Source organism: Virgibacillus kekensis, from assembly GCF_042654125.1.
GTDB classification, from domain to species: Bacteria; Bacillota; Bacilli; order Bacillales; family Amphibacillaceae; genus Lentibacillus; species Lentibacillus kekensis.
The window spans coordinates 412,705-432,122 of the sequence record NZ_JBHSFU010000004.1 but is presented as its reverse complement, the minus strand read 5'-3'; the positions used below and the strand labels follow the sequence as shown (position 1 = coordinate 432,122).

Genomic DNA, 19,418 nt, shown 5'->3' with positions numbered 1-19,418 from the left:
GGGACAATTTTATTCAAAAGGGGTGAACCAGAATGGCATTAAATAAGATAGATTCATTTCTTGGAAAACTATTAGAGATTATAACTACTATTTGCTTAAGCGTGACAGTGGTTGTAACTTTTTTACAGGTTATCTTTCGGTATGTACTTCAGCAACCGCTCAGCTGGTCGCAAGAAGTATTAATGATAAGTTTTGTATACAGTATTTTATTCGGTGCGGCGCTAGCCATAAAGAATAGAGAGCATTTAACTGTGGATTTATATGACAATGTTTCTAAAGTATTTTCTTCTATATTAAAAACCCTCGAATTTATCGTGGTTGGAGTCGTGATTGGAGTATTACTCTATTACGGTTCGATTCTGGTTATTGATAACTTCCAATCAGGTCAGATTATCGGAATACTGCCGATTAAGAAAGCCTATGTTTATCTGGCTGTACCAGTAAGTGCGCTATTCATGCTCTATTTCCACATAAAGAAGGTGTTCTCATGATCTGGTTGGTAGTATTTTTGTTTCTATTAATTATCCTGCGGGTGCCAATTGCGTTTGCTCTGGGATTTGTGTCAATCATAGGGATTATCCTTTCCGACCCGGGGTTGCTTCCCAATGTACCGAGAAATGTATTTGGAGGGATTGATAACTTCACCTTAGTGGCTGTTCCACTGTTTATTTTAGCGGGTGAAATTATGTCAAAAGGCGGGATATCTAAACGTCTAATTGATTTTTCTAAAACAATTGTCGGCCCCCTCCCCGGCGGTCTTGCTATGGTTGTAGTACTAGCAAGTGTATTTTTTGCCGCTTTAACTGGAACTGCGATTGCGGCTGCGGCGGCTATTGGCGGAATGATGATACCAGCGATGACAAGGGAAGGTTATGATGTCAGATTCTCTTCCAGTCTTGTTGCGACTGCTGCTACAATCGGTCCGATTATTCCTCCTAGTATTGTGTTAATTTTATTCGGAGTAATCGCCAGTGTATCAATTGGTGACTTGTTTATTGCTGGTGTAATTCCCGGGTTATTAATGGGGATTGGATTAATGGGTTACAGTTATTACGTTGGAAAGAAGGAAGGTTATCGCTCAAGTGACCGCAGAGCGACATTCAAAGAAATAGTAGTTGGGCTGAAAGATGCAATTCTTGCCTTGTTCATGCCTGTCATTATTATTGGCGGAATTGTCTCAGGGATTTTCACTGCAACAGAGTCAGGTGTTATTGCAGTTGTCTATGCATTACTAATTGGTCTGTTTGTTTATAGGGAGATATCGTTGAAGGATTTGTGGCCGATTATGCTGAACACGGCCAGAACAACTGCTGGGATTGTTTTCCTAATTGGTACTGCGTCTCTGTTTATATGGTTCCTATCATATAATCAGATACCTAACCAGCTAATCGACATGATGGGTGGCGTTTCAGAAAATCCGATACTATTGTTACTAATCATTAATATTGTGTTACTGATTGCTGGAACGTTCATTGATACCATAAGTGCTGTATCAATATTTACACCTTTATTTTTGCCACTAGTCCTGGCAGCAGGAATTGACCCGGTCCATTTTGGAATCGTAATGGCAGTTAACCTGACGGTCGGAATGGTAACGCCACCACTTGGTGTGTGCTTATTTGTAACTTCATCCATCGCGAAAATAAAAGTTCCAAAAATGTTTAAGTATCTGTTCCCGCAAATCGCAATATTGCTACTAGTGCTTGCGGTGATAACTTATTTCCCAAGTGTTGTAATGTTTCCGGTAGAATTATTTCAGCAATAAAGGGGTTTAATAAATGGAACCTAAAGAGCAGCGTTTTCGGTTTAGACGTAAAGAAGAAAGCGGGACAACTTCGGGCCTGTGTGACAATTACCTGCAGGCTAATATGATTACCCTTCCCAAAGAATATGCTTTTGACTTTCTACTATTTTGTATAAGAAACCCGAGGTCCTGCCCATTGATTGATGTCATTGAAAATGGACATGTACGCCCTCAGGTGGCCGATGCGGATGTAAGAACTGATTTGCCCAAATACCGGATATACAAGAAAGGGAAGCTCGATGGAGAGGTCCTTGATATTGTCAAAGAGTGGAGCGACGATTTAGTTACTTTTCTGATCGGATGTAGCTTTACTTTTGAAAAAGCGTTGGTTCATGCGGGTATACGGTTACTTCATCAAGAGCAAAACAGGGTTGTACCGATGTTTAAAACAACTATTCCGTGTAAAAAGGTTGGCATATTTGATGGGAATATGGTTGTGAGTATGCGTGCGCTGACAGAAAGTGAGATTGACAAAGCGATCAAGATTACTTCAAGGTTTGAGACATCACATGGCGCCCCAATTCATATTGGCGATCCTGCGGAAATTGGAATTGCGGATATTTTTAAGCCAGATTATGGAGAGAGTATCAACTTTGATATAAAAGAACGGATACCGGTTTTTTGGGCATGCGGGGTAACACCGCAAAATGTGTGTCTGAACGCCAAACCTGAACTTATGATTTCCCACGCACCAGGCCATATGCTAATCACAGACAAACTAGAAGAAATAAACTAGACAAAAAGCGATTCACTAACTAATCAACGGTGAATCGTTTTTTTGTGGGACGAGGGGACAGGCACCGTGTCCCAGAGCGGGAAGTGGGACAGAGGGGTCAGACCCCTTTGTCCCAAATCCTCCTATTGATTGGTAACATCTCCGTCCAGAGACAGAGTACAAGTTCTGTAATAAGTGATAACATATTAGAAAATCAACAATTTAGGAGCTGTGATGTGATGAGTTTATTTAGTCTAAGTTCTAAAATGAAATCTGTTTACCAAAGGGAAGTGATTAATGGAACTGACGTTGATTCCGTAAGGGTGAGTACGGTAGCGGATGTACAGCTAGCCTGCAGCGGTGCCGATGAAGTGGAGGTTCTGCTGGAAGGAGAAATTAGTGAGCGAATTGCTGATGATATGGAATTTACAGTAGAACAAAAAGGAAGCTTTCTGGAAATAAATGTTGAACTGAAAAAGATTTTTTTTATAAGTGTTACGATTACTGATTTGAAGCTCCATATTAGCTTGCCGGAGAAAGTTTATAATGACGTGACTATTAAATCATCATCAGGCGACAGCATTATTAATAACATCGCATCTAAAACTTTTACCGGCATTTCCTCGTCGGGAAGGCAAATTTTAACTGGACTGACTGTTTCCGACCAGTTGATTGTCAAAGGCTCCAGTGGAGATATTATATTGAATAATAATAATGCTGGATTGTTGATGGCCTGGGTTAGCAGTGGAAGCATCAATAGTAAAGAGCTTTCTTGCATGAATAATAATTTGGATGCCACTTCTGGAGAAATCCATTTGTATAATGAAGTTTTGGAAGGAAACACGGAATGTAAAGTATCAAGCGGGAATATACGGGTTCAGAGTGAATCTTTCGAGGGTAACCTCGATATCAGGGCAACGAGCGGCAATGTTGATATTTTTAGCAAAAAGTTTGCTGATGATTTACAAGTTGACTGTCATAAGACGTCCGGCCGTTGCAGTGTTAACGTCGAGGGGCTGACTATTAAGGAGAATAGTAAAAATAGGTTTGCCGGGTTAAGAGGAAAAGCAGGAGGAAGTAGAATTAAGGCTGATACTACTTCAGGAAATGTGACGATAGCCGAGTAGTTGACTCACACATTGTTCCAGATATAAAAACTTATACATGCCTGCTACTCGCGACGGTTGTGAACTGTGCGGGGGTATTTACAATGCTTATTCTTCATTAGTTGCCCCCTTTTTTAGAAAGTTATTAAAGGTTGCTAGATAGCTGAATTAGAAAGTGATAAACTTATTAACAAAGAATAATTAGTATGTGGGTATTGGATAATAAAGCCTCTAAATATTTATGGAAGTTCTTCTTTTAGGTGATGACATGACTAAAAAAAAGACAGACGTTTCAATACAAACAAAAATCATGGGTCTTGTGATAGCGTTGATATTATTTATTATTATCAGCTTACTCGGTATTTTTGTTTATTTCGATGTTAAGCATGAGTATAAAAATGCGGGTAATGTTAGCTTGCAAACAGCAAAAATGATTTCGTTTATGCCTAAAGTGAGAGAGGATATGGAAAAACCTCTTCCGTCCCAAGAACTGCAGCATATTGTCGAGCGCATAAGAGACCAAGTAGAGGCTAAATTCATAGTGATTACAGACAGAGAGGGAAAAGTGCTTACTCATCCCAATCGTGGGCGAATAGGCAAGAAAATTCCAATGCAAGGAAGCAACTATAAAGCGGTGGTGTTCGGAGGCTACTATATTTTAAAGTCAAATGAAATAATTGGTCCATCATTAACTGGAAAGGCGCCCATCTTTAATGAAAGAGGTCACATTTTAGGCGTAGTAACAGTTGGATATTTAATTGAGGATATTAAACAAAACATATTATCCAGAGTAAGGAATATACTTCTCTTCGCAGCAATTATTATAGTAATAGGAGTTTTTGCGAGTGTTTCTTTAGCAAGGAATATTAGGAAAGATACACTAGGCTTGGAGCCAAAAGAAATTTCATCCCTATATAGAGATAGAAGTACAATTTTATCTTCGATTGATGAGGGAATAATCGCCATTGATCCGGACTGTAGAATAACATTACTTAACGATGCCGCAGCAAGTATTTTTAATCTAAATCATGAAGAGGCTTGTAACGGAAAACCTATTGAAACCCTGTTACCCAATATAGAATGTAGATCTATTTTAGCCAAAAGAGAAAAAGTAGTAAATATAGAAACGACTTTAGTAGATAAGACTGTGATTATAAATGTTATGCCAGTACTAGATAATGGTAGAGTATTCGGAGGTGTCATTGCGCTTAGAGATAAGACGGAAATACAGGAAACGGTAAACACGCTTTCTGAAGTTAGAAGATATTCTGAAGATCTAAGAGCCCAAACACATGAGTTCACAAATAAGCTATATCTTCTATCAGGGCTAATGCAATTAGGTTACTACGAGGATGCAACTAAGTTAATCCAAAGTGAGATTGAAACGAATGACATGAATAACCGAACAGTTTTTGAACAGATTAAGGATCCAAAAGTACAAGCTATTCTTCTTGGTAAAATTGGGAAGGCCTCTGAGAAAAAGGTGAATTTTAGAATCGATCAAAACAGTTCACTTGAGATATTACCAACACATATAAAGACCGATCAACTAACAACGATTATAGGTAATTTGATAGATAATGCTTTTGAAGAGGTATTCAAGAAGGCAGAGAAACATGTGAGCTTTTTTACATTGGATTTAGGCGACGATATCATCTTTGAAATAACCGATAATGGTGAGGGGATAAATGAGGAAAGGGTTTCATCTATTTTTGAGAAAGGTTTCTCGACAAAAGGAAGTAGTAACCGAGGATATGGACTAGCAAACGTAAAGAAAAATGTAAATGAACTGAATGGTGATATACAGGTCAGCCGTACGGAGGAAGAGACACTATTTACAGTTTATTTACCTAAGAAAATACATTAGGGGGCTAGAACATGCTCAACGTTTTTATTGCGGAGGATGATTTTCGAATAGCAGATATTCATGAACAATTTATATCTAAGATTAATGGTGTAAGAGTAGTAGGGAAGGCTTTAAATGGGGAAGATACGATTAATGCTTTAACAGAACAACCAGTCGATCTGTTGTTGTTGGATATATATATGCCTGACAAATTAGGGGTGGAAGTAATTACTGAACTCCGAACAAAAGGGCTGAAAGATATTGATATAATTGTCATAACAGCTGCAAATGAAAGAAACTTTCTTGAGGAAAGCCTGCGAAGTGGTGTTTTTAGCTACTTAATTAAACCAGTTTTATTAGATAAATTTGTAGAAGAGATTGAAAGATACAAAGAATATAAAAAGCTCCTTAATTCCCAGGATTATGTGGATCAGGAATTTGTCGACAGCCTATTAATTACCAATTCCAACGAACCCCAAATAAATGAACAGCAACACCCTAAAGGTATAGATCCTTTAACATTAAAAAAGGTAACCGAAATAATGGACCACCTAAAAGATGGTATAACTGCGGAAGAGATAAGAATGAAAATGGGCGCCTCTAGGACCACGGCTAGAAGATATTTGGAGTATCTCGTATCTACAGGGGAAATTAATGCAGAGTTGGAATATGGTGTAGTTGGTCGTCCAGAAAGGAAGTATTATCGTAGGGAGAATTAGTCATCAAGCTTTATTAGCTGTTGATGACTTTTTTTGTTTACCTGTGAACAAAATGAACAAAAATAATCTAATACTCTTAATACTATTAAATTTGTAAACGGTTACAAATTTTATTTTTACATTTATCATTATATTAACTTAATTTGAAAGGGTGGGGGAATTGAAAAAAATACTTAGCTTTATAGCAATTGTAGCTTTATTATTTATGGTTGCTTGTTCGGATTCAACAGGGGGTTCTGAAAGCTCAAATGGAGACTCCTTTCCAACAGACGATTTTGAATTTGTAGCACCTGCTTCCCCAGGTGGAGGATGGGATGCTACTGCTAGAGCCATGCAAAAAATTTTACAGGATGAAGGTATTGTAGATAGTGACATTCAAGTAGTAAATAAGCCTGGTGGGAGTGGAGAAGTTGGTTGGCAGTATCTAAAAGAAAAGGACGCTCACACTATTGCAATCAATTCCAGCTTAGTAATTACTAATAATTTGCTAGGCAGAAGTCAGTTAACGTATAAGGACTTTACACCACTTGCTATTTTAACTACAGAGTGGAGTGCAATCGCAGTTCCACCAGACTCAAAGTTAACGTCTGCAGAACAAGTAATGAAGCAACTTAAAGAAGATCCTAAATCTCTTAAAATTGGTGTAGCACCGGGGCTTGGAAACGATGATCATCTTTCATTGGTTCAAGCAGCTAAAACATATGGAGTAGATGTCACAAAACTAGACTTCTTAGTATATGAAAGTGGTGGAGATGTTATTTCTGCACTGCTAGGCGGGCACGTTGACGTTGCAACTATGTCTGTATCAGAAGCAAGAGAGCAGCATGAGGCAGGTAAAGCTGAAATTCTTGCTGTTACATCTGATAAGAGAATAGAAGGTTTAGACGTCCCAACTTGGAAAGAAGTTGGCGTGGACATGGTGTTTCCTCACTGGAGGGGAATTATGGGACCACCTGACATGACAGAAGAAGAAATTGCGTATTGGAATAAGAAAATCCAAGCTATGATCGAAACAGATGCTTGGAAAGAAATACTCAAAAATAACCAATGGGAATCCTTCTACAAGGACAGCGCAGAGTCTGCTGAATTCTTAGAAGAACAAACAAAAATGTATGATGAACTATTATCTGACTCTGGTTTAAAGTAATAGAAAATAAGGGATGGATCCTTTCATGGGGTCCATCTTGATTATTCCAACAGCAAGTTAGGAGGGGAAGTATGATGAATGTTCGAATGACGATGCCTGTTGTCTTCTTTGCACTTGGTGTTTCATTTCTAATTGCTGCTTTCAATCTACCAAAAGCAAGATTAGGAGATCCAAACGGGCCCTTATATTTTCCGGTCATCATATGTTCATTATTAGTCATTTTAAGTGTCGTGTACTTTTTTCAAGAATGGAAAGTACGGAATAAAGAAATTGCTGAAGTAAAGCTTATTTTTTCAGGAAGAGCACCACGATTAATTGGTGGTTCCTTAGTGCTGATTTTCATATATACATTTTTATTTGAACGAATAGGTTTTTTATTCTCAACAATTGTCTTTTTAGGGGCACTGTTGTTTTTAGTGAATGGTAAAGAACGGTGGAAAACAAATATTATTGTTGCTATTGTATTTTCCTTCGTCTCATGGTATTCCTTTGCCGAATTACTACAAGTGAGCTTACCTTAAGGAGGAGGGGACAAAACAATGGGTGTTGATATGACGAATGTAATCGAGGGATTAATGGTTGCATTACAACCTGAAAATATTTTATTTGTGATACTCGGAGGTTTTTTAGGAACAATCGTTGGAATGTTACCTGGATTAGGACCTGCAACAGCGGTTGCTATACTAATACCAATAACATTTGGTATGGATCCAACTAGTGCTTTAGTACTGATGGCTGCCATTTATTATGGGGCGATGTATGGTGGTTCTAGAAGTTCCATTTTGCTAAATACGCCTGGTGATGGTTCTGCGATTGCCGCAACTTTTGATGGTTATCCAATGGCTAAAAAAGGGCAGGCTGGTGAAGCTCTGGCAATTTCTGCCGTAGCATCTCTAATTGGTGGACTGATTGCTATCGTTGGATTTGTTTTACTTGCAAAGCCGCTAGCAAGCTTTGCTGTGCAATTTGGTCCAACTGAATACTTTTGGTTAATGGTGTTTACCTTATCTGCAATTGTATCCCTATCAAAAGGCGCAATGGTAAAAGGGTTCATTTCAATGTGCGTTGGTTTACTATTAAGTACGGTTGGGGTTGATTTACAGACAGGTGTACATAGATTCACTTTTGGCATTCCGCAGTTAACCGAGGGAATTGACTTTCTGGTTATAATTATTGGTGTATATGCAGTAGCAGAGGTGCTGTATAACTATCTAACGATCGATGAGCCTTTTGGCAAGGATAAGAAGAAAGTAGGCAGAATTTGGTTTACAAAGGAGCAATGGAAAAAATCCAAATGGCCTATTCTCCGCAGTGGACCACTAGGTTTCCTGATCGGTGTTCTTCCAGGGGCAGGCGGGTCAATTGCATCCATGTTAACGTATTCCACAGAAAAGCAATTATCCAAGAACCCAGATGAATTTGGAAAAGGAGCAGCCGAAGGGCTCGCAGCACCAGAATCAGCGAATAACGCTGCATCTGTCGGTGCTTTTATCCCACTACTTACAATGGGAATACCTGGTTCTGGGACAACAGCAGTTATCCTAGGGGCGGTAATTATGTTAGGAATGCAGCCTGGCCCGCTTCTATTTCAAAACAGTCCTGACATGGTATGGACGTTAGTAAACAGTATGTTTATCGGGAATATTTTCCTGGTAATAATAAATATTTTACTAGTTGGTTTACTCGTGAAAATCTTGGACACACCGCCAAAAGTATTGTACCCGATAATTTTAGTATTGGCCTTTATTGGAACCTATACACTAAGCTATAGCATTATAGACTTCTATATATTGGTGATCTTTGGTCTGCTGGGTCTATTAATGAAAGTATTAAAGTTTCCAATTGCTCCATTAATCTTAGCGGTTATTGTTGGGTCTGACATGGAACAGAATTTCAGAATGAGTGTTGTAGCTAACGATTCAATAGGATCATTATTTTTATCATCTAATATAACGATAGTACTAATAGTCTTAACAGTACTCTCCTTATTTTATCCATTAATAGTAAGCTTTTTTAAGAAGAGAAAAGAGAACCCTGCAAAATAATAGAATTTCTTTTTATCACGAGGTGTAACAATGGACAAAAAAAAGACGATAATATTTACCATCACCATCGTATTGTATATGTTCTTTCTTACACCCCTTTTTCAATGGGATATTAAAATAATGGCTATTGCGACGCTCTTGATTATTCAAATTCTATGGGTCGGTCGGGTCTTTCCACTAGCTTATAGTTCAATTCTACTGATTCTAATTCTTTCCTTTAACTTTTTTTCTTATGATGAGGTAATGAGTTATGTTGGAACGGGTATAGTGTGGCTATTGTTTTCTACATTTATTATCGCAAATGCTTTTATTAAAACCGGGTTGGCTAGTAGAATATCGTTAAAAATTTTGAGGTTATCAAAGGGGTCAGGAAGTTTACTGATTTTCATCTCCTTTATTTTGATGTTTGTATTAACTATCTTTATTCCTTCAAATATCGGAAAAAGTAGTCTAGTTGCTTCTGTTTTGGATGGTATATCAAATAGCCTCCAAAAAGTGAGCGATGTTTCTAATTTATCAAAAGCTTTATTTATTGGTATTTCTTACGTTGGAGCTATCTCCTGTGCGTTTGTTGCCACAGGGGCCAGCTCAACTATTTATGTCTACGGAATGCTCCAAAGTATATCGACAGAAGTAACTTATCTTTCTTGGATGTTTTTATTTGGGCCTCCTATTTTCATCTATATTATTCTTTTATGGCTGATTTTAACGGTTTATTTCCCACCGGGTAAAATTGATAGAAGTAGTATTATTCAATTAATTGACGAAAGATTAGTTGAATTGGGAAAGGTTCAGGTTGGCGAAAAAAAGATGATTGCTATCATTAGCTTGACATTATTACTTTGGATTACCCAAAGCTGGCATGGCTTCTCCATCCCTCTTGTCGGGATGCTTGGTGCGGCGTTGACTATCTCGCCTTTAATAGGAGTGTGGGACTGGAAAGAAGCAAGTGAAAAAGTTAATTGGAATATCATGATTTTCTTTGCGGCTACTTTGATGATTTCTGACTTATTAATTAAGACAGGAACAGTCGGTTGGTTGGTAGATGGCTTATCAACTAGAATGGAGAATTTATCATCCTATCTTGTTCTATTACTTTTAGTAATCAGCATCGCGCTTATACGTGTAGTGTTTGTAAACGTTCTAGGATTTTTAACGATTATTATACCAGTGGCAATCGCTATTGGAGAAAATATACCCGAGATTAATACTTTAGTTGTTGTAATGGCAGTCTTTTTGGCCGGTGTTCCTGGATTTTTCCTAGTTACGCAATCACCAGTTCATCTAATTAGCTATTCGTTTAACCATTTCACAGATCGAGAACTACTACGGATAGGCTTCCCATCTGCTATAGCATGGTTAGTCGTCGTGTTTTTAAGTGTCTTTTATTGGCAGTTAGTTATCTAAGTGATTATAGAAAACTGAATAATAAAGGAGCCGAAGAATTATGCCTAATGGCGATAGAGTAAAAGAAACTGTTCGTCAGCAATTTTCTGAGAATGCCCGAGAGTACTTAACGAGCGTGTCCCATGCTAAAGGAACGGATTTACAACTGTTATTAGATTGGTTAAAGCCACATAAAGATTGGATTGTTTTAGATATTGCTACAGGAGGAGGACACGTAGCTAAAACAGTTGCCCCGTATGTAAATAGAATTTACGCAACCGACATAACAGAAATAATGCTGGAAAACACAGCAATGGATTTAGCACCACAATTTGGTAATATGGATTTTATTATCGCGGATGCGGAATCTCTTCCATTCTTAAAAGAGCAATTTGACCTTGTTCTCTGTAGGATTGCTCCACATCATTTCCCAAACCCGGACAAATTTGTTCAAGAAGTTGCTAGGGTGCTTAAGGAACAAGGGAAATTTATTTTAATCGATAACGTTGCTCCAGAAGATAATGAACTTGCAGAATACGTGAATACTTTTGAAAAGTTAAGAGACGAAAGTCATGTTCGCTGCCTATCCATTCTTGAATGGAAAGAATTGTTTAAACAATCAGGACTCATTGAAGTAAAAGCGGTTAATAGAAAAAAGAAACATGAATATGAGACCTGGGTGGAACGGATGGCTAGGGACAAGGAACAGATTCAAGCAGTAACTGACTATATTTTAAATGGTAACAAAAAACTACACGAATATTTTAATGTTATAGAGACTAATGGTTCTATTCAATCTGTAGAAATAGATGAGTGGATGGTACTTTGCGAGAAGGGACCTAATGCGGAGTATGAGAGGAATTAAGTAATTATTCTAAATAAAGGTGATGAGTTCAGATGGTATTAGAGAATAAAATGGCGAAGGTTGACCCAATTTTGGAAGAAATCGCGAATTATGTGTTAAAGGAAGATGTAGTAACAAAGGAGGCAATGGATACAGCAAAATATGTTTTACTTGATTCATTAGGCTGTGGTCTCTTAGCACTTAGGTTTCCAGAATGTACAAAGCTGCTAGGCTCTATCGTTCCTGGGACAGTTGTACCTCATGGCACCCGTGTGCCTGGAACATCTTTAGTATTAGATCCTGTTCAAGGTGCTTTTAATATTGGAACGACCATTCGCTGGTTGGATTACAGTGACACATGGCTAGCAGCTGAATGGGGACATCCTTCTGATAATCTTGGTGGAATACTAGCAACAGCTGATTATCTAAGTAGAAAAAACATCTCTGAAGGTAAGCCTCCCCTTTTAATGGAGGATGTTCTAATAGCATCAGTTAAAGCGCATGAAATTCAGGGAGTATTGGCGCTGGAAAATAGTCTGAACAGGCAGGGTCTAGATCATGTATTATTTGTGAAGATTGCCACAACCGCGGTAGTAACTGCCATGCTCGGTGGGACAAAAGAGGAAGTTATGAATGCTGTATCAAATGCATGGGTAGATAACGGAAGTCTCCGAACTTATCGGCATTTCCCAAATGCAGGTTCACGTAAATCCTGGGCAGCAGGTGATGCGACTAGCCGGGGCGTACGGCTTGCAATGATGGCAGTAAATGGTGAGATGGGATATCCGACAGCACTTTCTGCACCTGATTGGGGCTTTCAAGATGTTCAATTTGGCGGTAAGGAACTGAGATTGGCTCGTCCATTAGGTTCATATGTTATGGAGAATATTCTTTTCAAAATCTCATTTCCAGCCGAGTTTCATGCACAAACAGCAGCAGAATGTGCCATCAAGCTTCATCCACAGATACTGGATCTATTAGATGAAATTAGTAAGGTAACGATATACACACACGAATCTGCGGTTCGAATCATCGACAAAAAGGGGCCGCTCCATAACCCTGCAGACCGAGATCACTGCCTGCAATATATCACAGCAATAGGATTAATATTTGGCACTATTACGGCGGAGCATTACGAAGACGAAATTGCTGCCGATCCTAGAATAGATAACCTTCGTGATAAGATGGAAGTAGTAGAGGATGAGCAGTATAGTACTGATTATTTAGACCCTAGCAAGCGTTCGATTGCAAACGCAATACAGATTCATTTTGAGAATGGAACTGCCACTGAAAAAATAGCTCAAGAATTTCCATTGGGACATAAATTCCGTCGAGAGGAAGGGATTCCTAAACTGTTAGAGAAGTTTAGAAATAATGTAGAAACACGTTTTCCCAAACGACATGCAGAAAAGATATATGGTGTCTTTGATAATCTAGAAATACTTAAGAAGATTGCAGTAAATGAATTTATGGATGAATTTACAATATAAAACTTGAGGGGTGAAAAAATGACCTGGATTATAAAAGAACAATCAACACAAAAAGAGCTTGCGAACAAATTTAAGCAACTTGTCTTGAACGAGGAAATACTCAAATTGCCGGGCGCTCATGATGGAATGGCCGGACTAGTCGCAAAGCAGGCAGGGTTCAAAGGGTTATATCTATCTGGTGCTGCGTATACCGCCAGTAAGGGACTCCCCGACCTTGGAATGGTAACATCCGAGGAGATAGCTGACCGGGCGAGGGAATTGATACGGGCTACCGATTTACCTGTATTGGTCGATATTGATACTGGTTATGGTGGGGTATTAAATGTGGCGCGGACTGCAAGGGAGATGTACGAATCCCGGGTAGCCGCTGTCCAAATTGAGGATCAGGATCTACCCAAGAAATGTGGGCATTTAAATGGGAAGAAGCTAGTTAAGACCGAGGAAATGGTGCAGAAAATCAAGACCCTAAAAGAAGTGGCGCCTTCTTTAGTGGTTGTAGCACGGACGGATGCAAATGCTGTTGAGGGGTTGGAGGCAGCGATTCAACGCGCGAATGCTTACGTGGAAGCGGGAGCGGATGTTATTTTTCCTGAAGCTTTGACCGATAACGAGGAGTTTGAGCAATTCAAGCAAGAAGTAGACGCACCGTTGCTCGCCAACATGACGGAATTCGGAAAGACACCATACTATACAGCCGAGCAGTTTTCCGGATATGGATACAGCATGGTAATTTACCCGGTGACATCATTGCGGGTGGCTGCAAAGGCGTATGAGCGGGTGTTTCAGGAGATTATGGAGAAAGGCACCCAGGAAGGCATGCTGGATGACATGCAAACACGGAAGGAACTCTATGAGACAATTGGGTATTATGATTATGAAGCGTTAGATAGTAAGATAGCGAAGACGGTTTTATGATGGGACAAGGGGGTCAGACCCCGTTGTCCCTCATAGGGGGGAAAGAGAATACTGGTGGTTATATAGCGAAGAGGTCCCGCCTCTTTCCATACCGTACAGTAGTTAAGCTCCTCAGCGTCGATGGTAGAAGGGTAACCTTAGAGAGTAGGGCGATGCCAGCATTTTTTTAAAGGTTTTACTTGTCCCTGAGTTAAGGTATTATTATATATGCATCGAAAATAAACAAACTATATTATCAACCGAATGCCTCCCACTAGCCATGGGAGGCATTCGGCTTTTTTATTGGAACTGCTTTTGTGACGGTTTCATTGTAAAATTGCAACATTTATTAGTGAACCGTAAAAACACAACGCTTCGAATGAATACACAACTATTTTACCAAACCATAGACAATTTATTTGTCTGACAATCAAAATATTTTACAAAAAGATATTGACCTAGTTTCAGATTTGTATTATAATTCAAATTGTCAGACAAATAATATTATTCAAGCAGAAGGGAGGCGAATATATTGAGTGGTGGAATGGACTCTTTAAAAATGAAAACGGTAAAAAGGAATACACTTGCGAATCAGGTTATCGAGCAGCTTATTGAACTGCTGATGAGTGGGCAATTAAAAGCTGGTGATAAACTTCCTTCCGAAATGGAACTTATGAATATGCTTAGCGTAAGCAGGCCGGTACTAAGAGAAGCGCTAAGTTCTCTTGAGGCTCTAGGTGTGATTAACCGAAAGACAAGGGAGGGAACCTTTTTTTCAGATAAGGTCGGAAGTGACCCATTCAGAATCATGCTGGCACTCTCAGTCGGAGATATTGATAAGATTATCGAAACACGGCTGACTCAGGAACTAGGATTAATAGGTATTGCTGCTGAAAAAATCTCTGAATTGGAATTGAAGAAGTTACGAGAGAACATTGAACTGATGATTAATACCGAGGGAGATTATCTGGAAGTGGACCGTGAGTTTCATCGGATTATAGCATTCAGTGCTAGTAATTCTATTACTGAAGGAATGATCGATGCAATTCTCAACATGTACGATAAAACGATGGAGAACATCCCTCTGCAAGATCGGAATAAGGCCATAACTGTTCAGCAACATAAGGAAATCTACAATGCGCTCGAAAAAAGGGATGCAGTGCAAGCATATATAAAAATGTATGAACACCTTAACCATGCAAGAAACCGGATTATTCGTCCTTCTAATGATAAATAACCAAAAAGTGAAAGGAGCGGGTCAAGTGCCAAATAGAAAGGCACCTTCAGGAATCTCAGGGTTTCCTGTTACGCCATTAAATGAAAACGGTACCATAGACGAAAATGCATTGGCTAGAAATATTGAATTTTTGCTTGAGGAAGGCTTAGAGTCAATCTTTGTAGCTTGTGGGGCAGGCGAGTTTCATAACCTAAGTAAAGATGAATTTGAGTCAGTAGTCGAAATAGGTGCTTCTGTGGTAAATGGAAGAGTTCCATTTTATACCGGTGTTGGAGGAAATTTATCGGAAGCAATTGAAAAGGCAAAGGTTTCTGAAAAACACGGTGCTGATGGGTACCTTATTTTACCTCCATATTTAATTGATGGAGAGCAAGAAGGAATCTATGAGTATTACAAAGCAATTATTAAAAGTACCGATTTAAATGCAATCTTGTATCAACGAGGTAACGCAGTTGTATCTAAGGAAACATTGGAGAAACTAGTGGAATTTCCACAAGTGGTAGCGTTGAAGGATGGCTATGGAAATATGGAATTAAATATCGAATTCACTCAGACATTTGGTGATCGTCTCGGTTGGCTCAATGGAATGCCGATGGCGGAGGTAACAATGCCAGCGTATCTTCCGTTAGGGTTTAATTGCTATTCATCCGCCATATCCAATTATATCCCGCATATATCTAGGAAGTTTTATGACGCACTATTAGCAGATGATAAACAGACAGTTAATGAAATCTATGAGGATGTCATTCTACCAATCAACCGTATCAGGAAAAAGAGGAAAGGATACGCTGTTGCTCTTATAAAGGCAGGAATGGAAATCGTTGGCCTTCCGGTAAAAACGACAGTAAGGCCACCAGTAGTCCCCGTTGAAAAAGAGCATTATGAAGAACTGAAAGAGATCCTGGAGAATGCACTTGAGAAGTATCAGCCAAATAAAAAACTAATCACCTAATAATATTCAAATCTTAATTTCGGAGGGATTTCAGCATGGCAGTTCAAACTGAAAAAACCAACAGCTTCCTGAACTACATAAACGGTGAATGGGTAGCATCACATTCAAATGAAGTGATCACGAATAGAAACCCGGCAAATACCGATGATGTGGTAGGACAGGTACAAAAATCATCAAAGGAGGATCTGAATCAGGCAGTAGTGTCTGCAAAGGCAGCTAAAAAGGATTGGAAAAATCTATCAGGGGCTGAAAGAGGGCAATATCTATATAAAGCAGCCGATATACTTGAAAGTCGCGTTGAAGAAGTCGCTGAATGCATGACCAGAGAAATGGGTAAGACTTTTCCTGAGGCAAAAGGAGAGACTTCGCGTGGTGTAGCGATTCTCCGCTATTATGCAGGGGAAGGCATGAGAAAGGTAGGAGATGTTATACCTTCTACAGACAGCAGCGCGCTGATGTATACAACGAGAACTCCCTTGGGGGTAGTGGGTGTAATCACGCCTTGGAATTTCCCTGTTGCGATTCCGATATGGAAAACAGCACCAGCGCTGATTTACGGGAATACGGTTGTTCTTAAGCCAGCTTCAGAGGCTGCTGTAACGTGTGGGAAGGTTGTTGAATGTTTCCAAGAAGCAGGGTTTCCTGCAGGTGTTATCAATATGATTACTGGACAAGGGTCGGTAATTGGTCAGGGTATTGCTGAACACCCTGATGTGAATGGTATCACTTTTACCGGTTCAAACACTGTTGGTAAAAATATCGGACAAATAGCGCTTGCACGAGGTGCTAAATATCAGTTAGAGATGGGCGGAAAGAATCCTGTGATTGTAGCATCAGACGCCGATCTGGATCTTGCTGTAGAAGCAACTATCAGTGGTGGACTTCGATCGACTGGTCAAAAATGCACTGCTACCAGTCGGGTGATAGTTGAAAGTGATGTATATGAAACGTTCAAAGAGAAGCTTGTAGCTAAAGTAAAGGAAATAGCTGTAGGGGATGGGTTGCAAGATGGCGTTTGGATGGGTCCTAGTGTCAGTAAGTCCCAGTTAGATACAGTACTTTCGTATATCGAAAAAGGGAAAGAGGAAGGCAAGCTACTCTGTGGTGGTGAAAAATTGTCAGGAGAAGCTTATGATAAAGGTTATTTTGTTGCACCTACTGTATTTGAAAATATTACAACTGAGGCAACCATTGCCCAGGAAGAAATTTTTGGTCCGGTGCTTGCTCTCATGAAAGTGAATAGCCTGGAGGAAGCGATTGAACTTGCAAATGATGTGGAGTATGGATTGAGTGCATCTATCTTTACAACCAACATACAAAAGATGCTTTCCTTTATCGGTGATATGGATGCCGGCCTTGTTAGGATAAACGCTGAAAGTGCCGGTGTGGAACTACAGGCTCCGTTTGGCGGAATGAAACAATCCAGTTCTCATTCAAGGGAACAAGGTGAAGCAGCTAAAGAATTTTTCACTTCTATTAAAACTGTATTTGTGAAGTAGAAGGGGGAGGCCCCTCTTTTACTTCCAAGTTTTAAAAAGTATAAATACTTCTTACTGCATAAGCGCAGCTAAGATTTTCGCCATAAAGATTGGCAATAAGACAAGTTTTCCTAAAAATTTTTAAGCTTGTTTGAAAGCGGTTTCCCTCAATTTTTGAGGAATTGCTGCGCAGTTAGAATTTTCAATATTTTTTATATTAAAATAAAGGGGCGATTTTGTGAAAAAGTTGTTGATGTTTTTATTGTTGGCTCTTGTAACTGTAACTTTAGCTGCATGTGGATCAGAGGCTGATAATGCCAAAGCCGACGAAGGTGTGGATGTGGACAGAATACGGGTAGTAATCGGTTCTTCCTCAACAGGTGGGGATACCTATCAGAATGCAGAGGCAGTCAGCAGGTATGTTGAAAAAGAGCTAGATACTAATATGAAGGTAGACGCTGTAGGAGCCTTACGGGCATTTGACGAATTAAGTAAAGCAAAGAATGACGGAAGCACCATCATGTTTTTCCATGATATGGCGTATCTGGGAGTAGAGTATGGTTCGTTTGAGAGTAAACATGAGTTGGAAAATTGGACTATTGGTCCTGTTATAGCAACGAATCCGGGTAATGCATTTTTAACTAAGGCAGATGCTCCTTATGACACGATGGCAGAATCGGCTGAATGGCTGAAAGAAAACCCGAATGAAACGGTTACCGTAGCGATTGAATCTGGTGGCGTATCTGAAATTGTCTTTGATGGTTACTACCTGTGGGTGAAAGAGGAATATGGAGAAGAAGTTTCAGATCGTATTCATGCTTATGTTACCGGTTCGCAAGAGGATAAGAACCAGGCATTATGGGATGGTAATGCCGATATTATCCACGGTTCAATTGGTTCAAATAAACAGTACACTCAAGATGGCGTTGAAGACAAAATTAAGATGAAGTTCCTCGGCATTACAGCTGGTAAGCGAGTAGAAGGCTACGACATACCTACATTTGCTGAGCAGGGAATAACAGTTAATGGCGAGGAGTTCGTATTTGATAAAGAATTCTTCTTCCTACTTCCGAAAGACGTGGACAAAAACTTTGCAGAGGCATTGAATAAAGCGGTTGCGGACGTGGCGAAAAACTCTGATTATGCAGAGGATCTAAAGAAGAATACTTATGTTGTCAATTACAAACCGGCTGATGAGGCTAAAGAATATTTGATTAATAAGCGAGAAAAGTTCCGGTATATCATTAAAAACGCACCAAGCCTTGATGAGATCACAAAGTAATAAAAACAGGAAGCTGTCGATTGACAGCTTCCTCATTCAAAAAGGAAGGTGAGAATAATGAAAGATTTTTTCACACTTGAGATGACCTATAGCACTTATCATCTCATTTTTCCAAGAATCATTATAAGCATTCTCATTACATTAGGGATAATTCTATTGATAACAAACCTTTATAAACGCTTGAAAGCTGGAAAGCTAAGTGATTGGCAGTTTAAGTTCTTCAGCAAGAACTACGATAAATTGAAATTCTATGGATCTATCGCTTTACTGATTGTGTATACATTGGCACTTCAATGGATTGGTTTCATATTGGCAAGTATTGTATTCATGATTCTAATAACACTTTTATATATAGGCAACGTAAAGAAAAAATCAATAATTGTTTCCATTACAAATTCACTTACAACCACTATTGTTGTCTGGTATATATTTGGGCGATTATTTGACATCACTTTACCTTAAAGGAGGGAGAC

18 protein-coding genes and 1 rRNA gene are annotated in these 19,418 nt (G+C 39.2%); all 19 read left to right on the top strand.

Features of this window, described 5'->3' with window-relative positions:
• Nucleotides 1-32 precede the first annotated feature (32 nt).
• On the top strand, nt 33-491 hold the full coding sequence (locus ACFO3D_RS06390) for a TRAP transporter small permease (protein ID WP_390293954.1): 459 nt from the start codon (nt 33-35) through the stop codon (nt 489-491).
• Nucleotides 488-1,765, top strand: coding sequence for a TRAP transporter large permease (locus ACFO3D_RS06385; protein WP_390293952.1), 1,278 nt, complete (start codon nt 488-490; stop codon nt 1,763-1,765). Before ACFO3D_RS06390 ends, ACFO3D_RS06385 begins: the two co-directional genes overlap by 4 nt.
• A gap of 13 nt (nt 1,766-1,778) precedes the next feature.
• Entirely contained in the window at nt 1,779-2,540 is a 762-nt protein-coding gene (locus tag ACFO3D_RS06380; RefSeq protein ID WP_390293950.1) for a putative hydro-lyase, read from the top strand.
• Between the two features lie 218 nt (nt 2,541-2,758).
• Nucleotides 2,759-3,646, top strand: coding sequence for a DUF4097 family beta strand repeat-containing protein (locus ACFO3D_RS06375; protein WP_390293948.1), 888 nt, complete (start codon nt 2,759-2,761; stop codon nt 3,644-3,646).
• Nucleotides 3,647-3,893: 247 nt separating this feature from the next.
• Complete coding sequence (locus ACFO3D_RS06370; RefSeq protein WP_390293946.1) at nt 3,894-5,492, top strand: ATP-binding protein; 1,599 nt, start codon at nt 3,894-3,896, stop codon at nt 5,490-5,492.
• A gap of 11 nt (nt 5,493-5,503) precedes the next feature.
• Nucleotides 5,504-6,190 (top strand): response regulator, encoded by a 687-nt coding sequence (locus ACFO3D_RS06365; RefSeq protein WP_390293944.1) that lies wholly within the window; start codon nt 5,504-5,506, stop codon nt 6,188-6,190.
• Nucleotides 6,191-6,350: 160 nt separating this feature from the next.
• Complete coding sequence (locus ACFO3D_RS06360) at nt 6,351-7,337, top strand: tripartite tricarboxylate transporter substrate binding protein (RefSeq protein ID WP_390293942.1); 987 nt, start codon at nt 6,351-6,353, stop codon at nt 7,335-7,337.
• A 71-nt stretch (nt 7,338-7,408) separates the two neighbouring features.
• A complete protein-coding gene (locus tag ACFO3D_RS06355) occupies nt 7,409-7,858 on the top strand; it encodes a tripartite tricarboxylate transporter TctB family protein (RefSeq protein ID WP_390293940.1) in 450 nt (149 codons plus the stop codon).
• A gap of 18 nt (nt 7,859-7,876) precedes the next feature.
• On the top strand, nt 7,877-9,382 hold the full coding sequence (locus ACFO3D_RS06350) for a tripartite tricarboxylate transporter permease (protein WP_390293938.1): 1,506 nt from the start codon (nt 7,877-7,879) through the stop codon (nt 9,380-9,382).
• A 30-nt stretch (nt 9,383-9,412) separates the two neighbouring features.
• Nucleotides 9,413-10,789, top strand: a complete 1,377-nt coding sequence (locus tag ACFO3D_RS06345; RefSeq protein WP_390293936.1) for an SLC13 family permease — start codon at nt 9,413-9,415, stop codon at nt 10,787-10,789.
• Nucleotides 10,790-10,829: 40 nt separating this feature from the next.
• Nucleotides 10,830-11,633 carry a class I SAM-dependent methyltransferase gene (locus tag ACFO3D_RS06340; protein WP_390293934.1) on the top strand — a complete coding sequence of 268 codons (804 nt, stop codon included), beginning with the start codon at nt 10,830-10,832 and terminating at the stop codon, nt 11,631-11,633.
• 32 nt (nt 11,634-11,665) lie between these two features.
• Nucleotides 11,666-13,102, top strand: a complete 1,437-nt coding sequence (locus tag ACFO3D_RS06335) for a bifunctional 2-methylcitrate dehydratase/aconitate hydratase (RefSeq protein ID WP_390293932.1) — start codon at nt 11,666-11,668, stop codon at nt 13,100-13,102.
• A gap of 18 nt (nt 13,103-13,120) precedes the next feature.
• Nucleotides 13,121-14,017 carry a methylisocitrate lyase gene (prpB, locus tag ACFO3D_RS06330; RefSeq protein WP_390293930.1) on the top strand — a complete coding sequence of 299 codons (897 nt, stop codon included), beginning with the start codon at nt 13,121-13,123 and terminating at the stop codon, nt 14,015-14,017.
• 50 nt (nt 14,018-14,067) lie between these two features.
• Nucleotides 14,068-14,178: ribosomal RNA gene (rrf, locus tag ACFO3D_RS18915) — 5S ribosomal RNA — on the top strand.
• 350 nt (nt 14,179-14,528) lie between these two features.
• Nucleotides 14,529-15,233 (top strand): FadR/GntR family transcriptional regulator, encoded by a 705-nt coding sequence (locus tag ACFO3D_RS06325; RefSeq protein WP_390293928.1) that lies wholly within the window; start codon nt 14,529-14,531, stop codon nt 15,231-15,233.
• A complete protein-coding gene (kdgD, locus tag ACFO3D_RS06320; RefSeq protein WP_390295474.1) occupies nt 15,223-16,185 on the top strand; it encodes a 5-dehydro-4-deoxyglucarate dehydratase in 963 nt (320 codons plus the stop codon). The genes ACFO3D_RS06325 and kdgD overlap by 11 nt, the downstream gene beginning before the upstream one ends.
• Nucleotides 16,186-16,220: 35 nt before the next feature.
• On the top strand, nt 16,221-17,684 hold the full coding sequence (gene gucD, locus ACFO3D_RS06315; RefSeq protein ID WP_390293926.1) for an alpha-ketoglutaric semialdehyde dehydrogenase GucD: 1,464 nt from the start codon (nt 16,221-16,223) through the stop codon (nt 17,682-17,684).
• Between the two features lie 217 nt (nt 17,685-17,901).
• A complete protein-coding gene (locus ACFO3D_RS06310) occupies nt 17,902-18,945 on the top strand; it encodes a tripartite tricarboxylate transporter substrate-binding protein (RefSeq protein WP_390293924.1) in 1,044 nt (347 codons plus the stop codon).
• A 57-nt stretch (nt 18,946-19,002) separates the two neighbouring features.
• The gene (locus ACFO3D_RS06305) at nt 19,003-19,407 is read left to right on the top strand and encodes a tripartite tricarboxylate transporter TctB family protein (RefSeq protein WP_390293922.1); all 405 of its coding nucleotides are present in this window, start codon (nt 19,003-19,005) and stop codon (nt 19,405-19,407) included.
• The last annotated feature ends 11 nt before the right edge of the window (nt 19,408-19,418 follow it).